This window comes from Acinetobacter sp. F-1 (assembly GCF_022869025.1).
In the GTDB taxonomy this organism is placed as follows: domain Bacteria; phylum Pseudomonadota; class Gammaproteobacteria; order Pseudomonadales; family Moraxellaceae; genus Acinetobacter; species Acinetobacter pseudolwoffii.
Genome location: NZ_JAJKFX010000001.1, coordinates 35,633 through 47,046 on the forward strand (window position 1 = coordinate 35,633; position 11,414 = coordinate 47,046).

General features: G+C 44.7%; 9 protein-coding genes. 4 read left to right on the forward strand and 5 right to left on the reverse strand.

What is annotated here, in order from left to right; translation table 11 throughout:
* The first annotated feature begins 75 nt into the window (after positions 1-75).
* The 3 genes from LOZ91_RS00190 (at position 76) to LOZ91_RS00200 (ending at position 2,931) form a co-directional block, all read left to right on the forward strand.
* On the forward strand, positions 76-780 hold the full coding sequence (locus LOZ91_RS00190) for a CoA transferase subunit A (RefSeq protein WP_074382978.1): 705 nt from the start codon (positions 76-78) through the stop codon (positions 778-780).
* A gap of 2 nt (positions 781-782) precedes the next feature.
* Entirely contained in the window at positions 783-1,421 is a 639-nt protein-coding gene (locus LOZ91_RS00195; RefSeq protein ID WP_005096536.1) for a CoA transferase subunit B, read from the forward strand.
* A gap of 97 nt (positions 1,422-1,518) precedes the next feature.
* Positions 1,519-2,931, forward strand: a complete 1,413-nt coding sequence (locus LOZ91_RS00200) for a TIGR00366 family protein (protein ID WP_005096535.1) — start codon at positions 1,519-1,521, stop codon at positions 2,929-2,931.
* A gap of 55 nt (positions 2,932-2,986) precedes the next feature.
* Here the strand turns inward: LOZ91_RS00200 and LOZ91_RS00205 are convergent, their stop codons facing one another.
* From LOZ91_RS00205 to LOZ91_RS00220, 4 genes are all read right to left on the reverse strand, one after another.
* Positions 2,987-4,471: an OmpA family protein gene (locus LOZ91_RS00205; protein WP_244782444.1), complete on the reverse strand. Its 1,485-nt coding sequence runs from the start codon at positions 4,469-4,471 to the stop codon at positions 2,987-2,989.
* A gap of 192 nt (positions 4,472-4,663) precedes the next feature.
* Positions 4,664-5,899 carry a dihydroorotase gene (locus LOZ91_RS00210; RefSeq protein ID WP_180083111.1) on the reverse strand — a complete coding sequence of 412 codons (1,236 nt, stop codon included), beginning with the start codon at positions 5,897-5,899 and terminating at the stop codon, positions 4,664-4,666.
* Positions 5,900-5,909: 10 nt separating this feature from the next.
* The gene (locus LOZ91_RS00215; protein WP_005171612.1) at positions 5,910-6,926 is read right to left on the reverse strand and encodes an aspartate carbamoyltransferase catalytic subunit; all 1,017 of its coding nucleotides are present in this window, start codon (positions 6,924-6,926) and stop codon (positions 5,910-5,912) included.
* Between the two features lie 219 nt (positions 6,927-7,145).
* Positions 7,146-7,490 carry a hypothetical protein gene (locus LOZ91_RS00220; protein ID WP_159137940.1) on the reverse strand — a complete coding sequence of 115 codons (345 nt, stop codon included), beginning with the start codon at positions 7,488-7,490 and terminating at the stop codon, positions 7,146-7,148.
* Positions 7,491-7,722: 232 nt separating this feature from the next.
* On the opposite strand from LOZ91_RS00220, the gene rlmKL reads away from it, so the two are divergent.
* Positions 7,723-9,927, forward strand: a complete 2,205-nt coding sequence (gene rlmKL / locus LOZ91_RS00225) for a bifunctional 23S rRNA (guanine(2069)-N(7))-methyltransferase RlmK/23S rRNA (guanine(2445)-N(2))-methyltransferase RlmL (RefSeq protein WP_005096529.1) — start codon at positions 7,723-7,725, stop codon at positions 9,925-9,927.
* Positions 9,928-10,017: 90 nt separating this feature from the next.
* Here rlmKL and LOZ91_RS00230 read toward each other — a convergent pair whose 3' ends face one another.
* Positions 10,018-11,301 (reverse strand): DUF945 family protein, encoded by a 1,284-nt coding sequence (locus LOZ91_RS00230; protein WP_244782445.1) that lies wholly within the window; start codon positions 11,299-11,301, stop codon positions 10,018-10,020.
* Between the last annotated feature and the right edge of the window lie 113 nt (positions 11,302-11,414).

Here is an 11,414-nt window from a genome sequence, read left to right on the forward strand (position 1 = left end):
AGTCCTCAAGGATATACATCAGTAGTTTCCTGACCAAAAAGGAATCTGCAAGACAAGAATAAATCGAGGTAAAAAATGTCAAATAAAGTTTATGACAGTGCAGAGGCCGCTTTAGACGGCGTGGTTCAGAATGGACATACACTGGCAGTCGGAGGTTTTGGTTTATGCGGTATTCCGGAAGCATTGATTGCCGCATTGAAACAGACCGGTGCCAAAAATCTGACCTGTATTTCCAACAATGCCGGAGTCGATGGTTTTGGTTTGGGCGTTTTACTGGAAACCAAACAGATTCAAAAAATGATTTCATCTTATGTTGGTGAGAATAAAGAATTCGAACGTCAATACCTGAGTGGCGAACTGGAAGTCGAACTGACCCCACAAGGCACCTTGGCGGAGAAATTACGTGCTGGCGGTGCCGGTATTCCGGCTTTTTATACCGCCACCGGTGTCGGAACCGTGATTGCTGAAGGCAAGGATGTACGTGAGTTTAATGGCAAGTCTTATATTCTGGAAGAATCCTTGACTGCCGATATCGCCTTGGTCAAAGCCTATAAGGCCGATAAAGCAGGTAATCTGATTTTCCGTAAAACTGCACAAAACTTTAATCCGGTCTGCGCTATGGCTGGCAAAATCACCGTAGCTGAAGTAGAAGAAATTGTCGAGATTGGTGCGCTGGATCCCGATGACATTCATCTGCCCGGTATTTATGTGAATCGAATTGTCTTAAATACCCAACCGGAAAAACGTATTGAACAGATGACCTTAAAGGCGGAGGCTTGATCATGGCTTGGACACGTAATCAAATGGCGCAGCGCGCTGCACAAGAGCTGGAAGATGGTTTCTACGTTAACCTGGGGATTGGTTTACCAACGCTGGTTGCTAACTACATTCCAGAAAATATCAACGTCTGGCTGCAATCGGAAAATGGCTTGCTCGGTATTGGCGAATTTCCAACGGCTGAAACCGTCGATGCCGACCTGATTAATGCTGGTAAACAGACCGTGACTGCCCGTAAGGGCGCTTCTTTCTTTTCCAGTGCCGATTCCTTTGCCATGATCCGTGGCGGTCATGTCAATATCGCCATTTTAGGTGCCATGGAAGTGTCCGAAACTGGCGATCTGGCCAACTGGATGATTCCGGGCAAAAAAGTCAAAGGTATGGGCGGTGCCATGGATCTGGTCGCAGGGGTACAAAAAGTCGTGGTGTTGATGGAACACTGCGCCAAAGATGGCACGCCTAAAATTGTTGCGCAATGCAGTCTGCCCCTTACCGGACAGGCTGTGGTCAACCGGATCATTACCGATTTAGGTGTGCTGGATGTCACTCCAGATGGTATTCAACTTGTTGAGCTGGCACCAGAGGTCAGTTTTGAGGAGATTCAGAAAGTCACGGGTGTGGCTTTACAAAAAATAGCAGCTTGATTTTCCCGGCCCTTAAAATGAAAAATTTTAAGGGTTTCTTTTCGACCAAAGAAAACTCTAATTTTAAAAATGAATGCAGAATAAATGAATTTTAATCATGCAAACAGAACAAAATATCTTACAACGCTTCGCCCTGCGCGTCAGTGACTGGTCAGAAAAATGGTTTCCCGATTCTTATATTTTTGCCCTGCTCGGTGTCATCATTGTCGCAATTGCCGCTATCGGAATTGGCGCGCCGGCACAGGACGTTGCCATTTCCTTTGGTGACGGGTTCTGGAGCCTGATTCCCTTTACCTTGCAGATGTGCATGCTGATCGTGGTCGGTTATGTGGTTTCGGTTTCAAAACCAATGCAGCTTCTGATCCGAAAAATGGCATGTCTGCCCCATTCAGGGCGTGGTGCGATTGTATTGGTCGCGACAGTCAGCCTGCTCATTTCCCTGATTAACTGGGCCATGAGCACAGTTCTAACTGCATTACTCGTGATTGCACTGGCACAACGTAAAGAACTTAATATGGATTACCGCGCTGCAGCCGCAGCAGCGATTATCGGGATGGGAGCCACCTGGGCACTCGGCATCAGTTCCTCTGCTGCACAATTACAGGCCAATAAAAGCAGCCTGCCTGAACCGATTTACAATCTGACCGGTGTCATTCCATTTACCGAAACGATTTTCCTGCCGCAATCCATGATCATGACGGCGGTTCTAATTATTGCCTCGATTGCCATTGCCTACTGGTCAGCGCCGAAAGGCAGTCATATTAAAACCATTGAACATTTTCCGGTTCAGATTGAAGAAGGAAAACCGGAAGAATCTTCATCAAAACGTCCGGGCGACTGGCTGGAAAACTCACCTATTTTAAGTATTCTGATTGTGGTGCTAGGTGCTGTATGGATGTTTAACGAATTTTCCGAAAGCAATCCTATTCTGGCCATCTCCAGTTTAAATACCTATAACTTTATCTTCCTGATTTTGGGTGTCGCACTACATGGCACACCACGGAATTTTCTCAATGCCGTTTCCAAGGCTGTGCCAGCAATTTCGGGTGTGCTGATCCAGTTTCCTTTATATGGCAGCATTGCCTTTATGATGACCAATGCGCTGAATTCTGCCGATCTGTCCCTATCACACTATATTGCCGAATTTTTCGTTTCGATTGCTTCACAGGAAACCTTTGCTATCGTGATGGGTCTCTATTCGGCAATCCTGGGTTTCTTCATTCCTTCCGGTGGAGGTAAATGGATTATTGAAGCCCCTTATGTAATGCAGGCTGCGCATGATCTGAAAGTGCATCTGGGCTGGTCAGTGCAGATTTATAATGCTGCCGAAGCCTTGCCTAATCTGATCAATCCTTTCTTTATGTTGCCGATGCTGGGCATCCTGAAGTTAAAGGCCAAAGATGTGATCGGTTTTACCGTGACCCAACTGGTTTTTCATATCCCGCTGGTGCTGTTTTTACTCTGGTTCCTCGGCCGAACTTTGACCTATAGTCCACCGGTCTTTTCTTAATTTAAGCCATATAAAAAGGACGAATCATTCTTCCTTTTTCATCTGGAAAATTATTTCAGCTGGCTTTCTTTTCTACAACACCCTCGCTATCCACTGCACGTATAGTACCTGTTTCAGTATTAACCACTTCAAAAGCTACGCGGCGGTTCTGAAACTGTCCGGCAGGTGTCGCATTCGGTTCAACAGGCTGGCCCTCTCCCACGCCTACAGCTTGCAATTGCGCAGGATCAACCCCCTTTTCAATCAGATAACCCACAATTGCTTGCGCGCGTTGCACAGACAGCACTTTATTCTCGGCCTCACTTCCTTGCGCATCAGTATGTCCTTTGACCTTGAGAATAACCTGCGGTGCGCGCTGCAATAATGCGGCAGCCTGATCCAGTACCGATTTATTCACTTCCGGCACGGTAGTCGATGCAGTATCAAAATTAATAATCTGCAAATTCAGTGCGGTCGCAACATCTAAGGCCTGAACATGATCAGTTTTGATACTCGCCAATGCTTGTTCTGCCTCGCTATTGGCAGCCTGAATCGCCTCACTCCTATTGACCGGCTGTTGAGTCACAACAGTGACATTTTTGGCCAGATTACGAATTTGTGTTGCCAGACGTTCTGCTTCTGCATTACTCGCTGCACGTATAGCAACCTGATTACCAATCCAGTCTAGTGAGACATTTGGCATGCCTTGAATCAGTTTCAAAACGGAAGGAATGCTATCCTGATCAATAAATTCCGAATGATAAACCTCACTGCTGAGCGCCCCACAACCAATATTATAATTAAAGATCTGTTTAATCTCGGTTTGCAAAATTTGCATATATTGGGGATTATTCAGCTGTAACTGACAACTGATAATTTCACCATTAGTGCCGGTACTCAACTGTAAAGAAGCCGGTTGGGCTGCGGCAATTTCACGGGTCGTTTGGGTGTTTGCCGAATCCTCAGCATCATCCTGCATACAGCTACGAACAAAAAACAGGATTAAAGCTGCCAGAATCAGAAAAATAATAAACGGCCATAAAAAGCCGGTTTTTTTCTGTTGCTGTACCACAACAGTATATTCTGGTTCTAGTTCAGGCGCCTGATTCAAATGCTGCCCTGCCAATGGAGAAACACCTAATGCCGCTAAAATTGATCCGGCCCAAACAGGTAATGCACGCTGGATCGAGTCGGCGTGGGTTTCCAGCAAATGACTAATCGCTTCTGGACTTGAAGCACCGGCTTCGGTCTGTAAAAAATTGAGGGTCGGTACAATGGCCCGATTCAGGGTCTGCTCTATTTGATCTTGTGGCGCGCTCTGATCAAGTTGATCCAGAAACTGCTGCTTGAGTGCCGAATTTCCATTAAACAGTTCATGGATTTTTGGATTGAGTTGCTGGCTTAAACTTTCAATCCATGCAGGACGTGCACGCAATATACTTAAGAATATGGGATAGAACTGACTCAGTGCCTGATCTTTGGCAAATAGATGTTCGGTTTCACCTTGTAGCACAATCGCTGTAACATCGCTTTTTAAGCGTTCCATCAGATCTACATTCATATTGTCACCATTCTTTTGATTTTTCTAATGTTTAATATTCAATCAGTGTAACGATGCCAGTTTTTTGAAAATGTAAATAATTGTATGAATATCATAAAGTTTCACTGTTTTTGTTGAGTACTCATTTTACTGACACAGAATTCAAAAACAAAAAAAGCCAGCCGAAGCTGACTTTTATAAAAGCTGGATCTATTAAGCGAGGAACGTTTTTAAAACTTTAGCTCGCACTTTTTGATTGATCAGCGGTGTATTTTTACCTTGCGACACGATGCTTTCTTTGTTCAGCGTCCATTCTAGCTCTGGATCTACAAGTACCCAGCCCGCTTCGTCTGCCCAGCGATCTGCCATTTGTGCAACACGTGCCGGAGCCAAAGTCACTTTTTCTACCCATTCCAGTGGTGTAAACAAACCTTCATTGACCAGTTGAATTCCAAAAGGTACATAAGTATCAAAAGCGCTAAAGCCAGGCTGGGTTTCAGCAAATGGCGCCATTTTCGCAGAGCTGCTCAGCGGTTCATGATGGGTACAAATCGCATCAATCACCCCAGATTTTACTCCTTGGCGTAGCAATTCTTTGTCTTGTTCAGCACGCAATGGCGGACGTACATGTGCCAGCGAATTAAAACCGTCAATTAAGGCATCGGTCAGATGTAATTGGTGCATGGCCACATCACAGGTGACAGGCAAGCCTTTTTCTTTGGCAATCCGGATTAGCTCTACTGACGCACCACAAGATAATAAACCGAAATGCGCACGAACTTTGGTCACTTCAATCATTAACAGGTATTTGGCAATTGCCACGGTTTCAGCAAGTGCTGGAATCATCGGCAAGCCCTGACGTGAGGCAATAAAGCCTTCATGCACACAGCCATCTTTGGCAATTTGCGGCTCTTCTGCATAGAACACCACAGTCAGATCTAAACCTGCAGCATATTCCAGGGTACGTAATACCACGTCATCATTGGCAAAAGGCGCACTGGCATTGGACACCGCAGTACATCCGCCTTTTTTCAAGCCGGCCATATTGGCAGGTTGCTGGCCTTGCAAGCCTTGGGTTTGAGCACCAATCACTTCAAGATAGATACCACCGTCCAGCATGGCTTTCTCAACCAGACCATGAATCAGTGCGCCATTGTCCTGCACGATCGGCTTTGAATCTGGTGGCGTAAACACGTGCAAAATCCCATTTTCACGTGCTGCTTTACCTTCAGATTTTAGTGTGCCGTGCTGTTGCTGACCCGGTTCACGTAAACGTGCACACAGATCGACCATGGTGGGCATCAACCATTTGCCCTGACCATCAATGGTTTCAGAAAAAGCAGCCGTTTCCGCAACGAACTTACCATTTTCCAGATACACGGTCTGAACAGAATCAGTGTTTTGGATCGGATCGAGCACACGAACATTTTCAATTTTTACAATAGTCATGACTTATTCCTTAACCCGCAATCGCTGCAATCAAACCCTGTTCCTGAAGCTGGCCTTGCATTGACAAAGCCAACACCGCCATACGTACCGCAATACCATTGGTCACCTGATTCAGAATCACCGACTGCGGTCCATCGGCAATACTGGAGTCAATCTCCACCCCACGGTTCATTGGACCCGGATGCATCACGATACAATCCGGTTTTGCCATCGCTAAACGTTCTTTGTTCAGGCCATACATCTTGTAGAATTCAGCTTGCGATGCCAGTGCCGGAGAATCAATCCGCTCATTTTGAATACGCAGGGTAATGATCACGTCGCAATCTTTGATGCCATCTTCCATGTTGTTAAATAGACGAATACCATCACCATATTCTTCAAAACCGTATGGCAGCAAGGTATTTGGTGCAATCACCCGAATATCTTCGCAGCCTAAGGTTTGCAAAGCCGCTACATCTGAACGCGCGACACGTGAATGTTTGATATCACCAATAATGGCAATCGACATCTCTTCAAATTTTTTATGGGTTTCCCGGCGAATGGTGAGCATGTCCAGCATCGCCTGGGTTGGATGGGCATGACGGCCATCACCGGCATTAATAATCGCCACCGTCGGACAGACATCTTTGGCAATAAAATGCGCCGCACCTGAAGATGAATGACGCACCACGAAAATATCGGCGGCCATCGCTTCAAGGTTCCATAAGGTGTCACGCAGGGTTTCACCTTTAGAGGTACTCGAACGGGCAATATCGATATTCAGAACGTTGGCAGAAAGGCGCTTGGCAGCGGCTTCAAAAGTAGTGCGGGTACGGGTAGAGTTCTCAAAAAACAGGTTCATCACCGTTTTGCCTTCCAGCAAATTATTGGTAATGAGCTGATTTTGGTCATTAAAAAAGGACTGCGCAGTGTCCAATATTTTTGTCAGGGTTTCTTTGGAAAGACCTTCGATGGTCAAGAAGTGTTTTAGATTACCTTCTTTATTGAGTTGAATCTGGCTCGGTGTATGCAATGCCGCCAAGTGCATGAGAGATTCCTTATGCGTTAAGTCAACATATTATACAGAGATTGGCCAGTCTGAGTAGTTGGCAATGTGACTACTTGTACAAAAACCACCTCGATAATAAAAATAGAAATTGAAATTCCTATGTATTTTTTCAATAAGATAATTTAACCATTTTTCCATCCTGCTGACTTTTAGTACAAAATTATGGGGCTTCAGTCTGGCACATTCACACCCATCGTTTTATCGCAGCGCACCGATATAATGATGTGCAACCTGTGCACGGTAGATATCGTCCTGATCGGGTTCAACCGAGACCAATACCTCCTGCTGTGGCAGATGTGCAGATTTTTCAAACTGTTGCTGCCGAACCACAGGCAGATCCCAAACCTGTTTTAAACGCTCGATTAAACGCTGCAACTCTGGATCTTGGGTCTGTTCTACCAGTTCAATCACATGCCGTGCATAGTCCAGATTTTCTGCCAGATAAAGCGCATCCACGACCCGGCCTGACACACGTCTCAAACGTGTATAAATTAAAGTGGCCACTGAAAAAGCGTCATGGTTGCGTAACTGATTCTCTAACATTTTAACCCCCATTATAAAATTGAAAAATCAGGCAGCCATCGCTCTCCTCCGACTGACTGCCTGATTTGCTGTGTATAGAGCAAAATGCGTACCAGTTCATCAATTTATCATGTGAATATTATTTTTCACTCGTACACGGCAAGGCCTTTCAGAGAATTTAAAAAGCTTTCAATATAAAAATACGGTAAACTTGGCGCAGTTTTTTATTTATCTTTTTTGGTCTCTCTATTATATGAATACCTCTCCACGTTTAAGCAATTATTGGGTCACCTGTGCCGATGGTCTGGAAACCTTATTAGAAGAAGAACTACAAGGCTTAGGTGTTCAGAATATTGAGCGTTTTCCAGGCCGTTTAATCTTTAAAGGCAGTCTGGAAAATGCTTATCGGATTTGCATGTGGTCACGTCTGGCTTCACGTGTGCTCATGCCAATTCATACCCATGAAATTGAATTTTCTCACGATGCCCGTGATGTGGCAGAAGAGCTATATGAAGGTGCAATCAGCTTTGACTGGTCGCTCATTTTTGCACCACAAAGTACCTTTGCGATTCGCTTGCATGTCGAGCGTGACATCAAGGTCAATACCCAGTTCGCAACTTTGCGTGCCAAAGATGGTGTCGTAGATTCCTTCATGGAAGCTGTGGGTAAACGCCCAAGTATCGATACCAAACAGCCAGAAATTACCATGTATATTCTGGCTGGGAAGAAAGAACATACCTATTGTCTGGACTTGTCCGGCGACTCATTACATAAACGTGGTTATCGCCACTTTATGACCGATGCACCAATCAAGGAAAATCTGGCTGCTGCGATTTTGCAAAAAGGTCAGCTTAAACAGATTAATCCGGACATCATTGTCGATCCAATGTGTGGTTCAGGTACCTTTATCATTGAATCACTGATGATCCTGACCGACCGTGCGCCTGGTCTGGTGCGTCGTTTCGGTTTTAATGGCTGGAATGGTCATGACCATGAACTCTGGATGGGCATTAAAGCTGAAGCAGCTGAACGCCACCAAGCGGCAATGGAAAATCCATTACCGCAATTTTATGCCTTCGATGCAGACTGGGAAGCTGTAAAAGCGACACGTCAAAATATCATCGCGGCAGGTTTTGAAGCTGCTCTCGACAATATCATGATCGAAGAGCGTACTTTAAATGACTGGCCGGATTTTCAGGCTGAAGGCAAGAAAGTCTTCTTCGTAACCAACCCGCCTTATGGTGAGCGTCTCGGTGATAAAGCGCAGAACCGTTCTTTATATCTTGGTTTATCGGCTTTACTGCAAAAGAATTTCCCGAATCAAAAAGCGGCGGTGATTGCCTCTCAAGTCGAACAGGCTGACGTGCTGGCCTTTAATGATCCGCAAATCCTGCGTTTGATGAATGGTAAATTGCCGATCTATATCCGCTTTGGTACGGTTAAACCTGCGGCTGTGGTGCGTCCGTTTCTGGAAGGTTGGCAGCCGCAACAATTCGAACCAATCGAAGGTGCGATGGAGTTTGCCAACCGTCTGACCAAAAATATGCAAGCCCTGAAAAAATGGGCAGTCAAAGAAGGCGTACACTGTTTACGTCTGTATGATGCCGATTTACCAGACTTTAATGTCGCGGTGGATCTGTATGGTGAGCGCCTGCATGTGCAAGAATATGCTCCACCTAAAACGATTGACCCTGAAAAAGCCAAGAAACGCTTTAACCTGGCACTGCAAGCCATTCGCGCTGTGACCGGTCTGGGCCGTGATGCGATCTTTATCAAGACCCGCGCACGTCAGGAAGGTAAAAACCAGTACACCAAACAAAGTACCGCATCGAAGCGTTTTATCGTACAGGAAGGTAAGGCCAAGATTCTGGTTAACCTGACCGATTATCTGGATACCGGTCTGTTCCTGGATCATCGTCAAATGCGTTTGCGTATTGCCCGTGAGGCCAAAGGCAAACACTTCCTGAACCTCTACAGCTATACCTCTACGGCGAGCCTACATGCTGCCTTGGGTGGTGCTGCAAGTACCACCAGTGTCGATCTTTCCAATACCTATTTGAACTGGTCGAAGGAAAACTTCGTGCTGAACGGTTTAACCGTAGATCACGCCGATGAACAACATCAGTTCTTTGCATCTGACTGTTTTGAATGGCTCAAAGAAGGTCATGAGCAATATGAGCTGATCTTTATTGATCCACCCACTTTCTCAAACTCGAAAAAATTCTACGGGACGTTTGACGTACAGCGCGACCATCTATCCTTGCTTAAACGCGCCATGAACCGTTTAACCAGCGATGGTACCCTGTACTTCTCGAACAACTATCGTGGTTTCGAGATGGATGAAGAAATTCTGGCGTTCTATGATGTCGAAGAAATTACTCAAGAAACCATTGGGCCTGATTTCAAGCGTAACCAGAAGATTCACCGTGCCTGGAAAATCGGCCATCCTAAAGTGTAATCACTGGTATTAGATTGTGATAAAACAAAAGCCTGTTCAGTTGAACAGGCTTTTTCTTCTTAGATTCGCTGTTAAAAAGCGACTTACAACTTATTGTGCAGTTAAGAACTTCTTTTCACCATACAGATAATGCATGGATAGTTTAAACACATCACCATCTCGCTGAATTTGCTGATTAGCTTGCATCGCACTCAGCATTTGCTCCAGCTCTTGATCGGACATATTTTTACCTGCGGCACGCATATAATGATGAGTGAAGGTTTTTACTACCTGTTTATTGAAACTGATATTGGTTTGCACTTCTAACAGATTTGGGAACATTTTTGCCAAGCTTTCCAAGGTGGTTTGATGGCCTGGCATTACTTTTCCGACTAAATCTGCCTGAATACTGCCTGTGCCTAACTTTAACTGATTCTGCTTCGATTCAAACTTGAAGCCATCATTAATCACCGCCAGCATGGCTTGTATCGCATCTTTTTCAAAATTTCCTGCTTCCAGACAAGAGTTATTTTGCTTTTGCAGAATATCAAATAATATCTGCATTTTTTGACGCTGTAAGTCTTTGAGCTCCCAATTGAGTTCTAAATCTTGCATCGCAGGGACATTATTTAAGCCCATTTCGGCAATTTTAAATTTTGATTGAACATCTACTGTACGCTCATGCAGTTGGGTATCCATACGCCAGCTCAGGTCTTTCAGTTGTCCTGAGCCTTCTGCTTTAGCATCCTGGCGCTGCATTTTGACAATATTGAACTCGAAATAACCCGGTTCTAAATACTGCGCATTTAAGGCCTGATTGGTTTTAAAATGCACACCCTTGAGTTGTGTATTTCCAGACTGATCACGAATAGACAATTCTGGCACATCAAAACTCATATTTAAAATTTTATGTTGTCCCTGACTCTGTTTTGCCTGAAACTTGATCTGTATAGGCTCAATTCTGGTATATAAACCTGCTTCTTTTTTTTCGATGACAGGGGTTTGTAATTGTGTGGTCGATACACCCAACCAGTTGACTTGCGTCGTCACTTTTAAAGGTTGCTGAAAAAATTCAGCATATGCGCCCTGTCCTTGTGCTAAATCGAGTTGAGAATGAATAGTATAGCCTTTCCAAGTACGCTGAATTTGGTCTTGACCATTAAATACTAATTTTTCTTTGGCATTACACGCGTCTGGCACAATGCTCATGCTCCACTTGGCCGTGCCTTGTAGAGCCCCCATAGCGTAGTCAGTATATTGCACACTAATGTTCGGCGCTGGTTTTAAATTTTGTTGATAATGCGCTTTCAAGCTCTTATCTGCATATAAATTACCCGTGCTCACAGCCCCCGCCAACACCACGACACCAATTCCACCCCATACTATTTTCGACATAGTTTTTGCTCAGAATTTATCTATTTTTATTGAACATAAATTATAGTTAATCTTAAAAAATAAAGATAATTGTTTTGCAAATAAATCACTTAAACATAATATTCATCACAAAA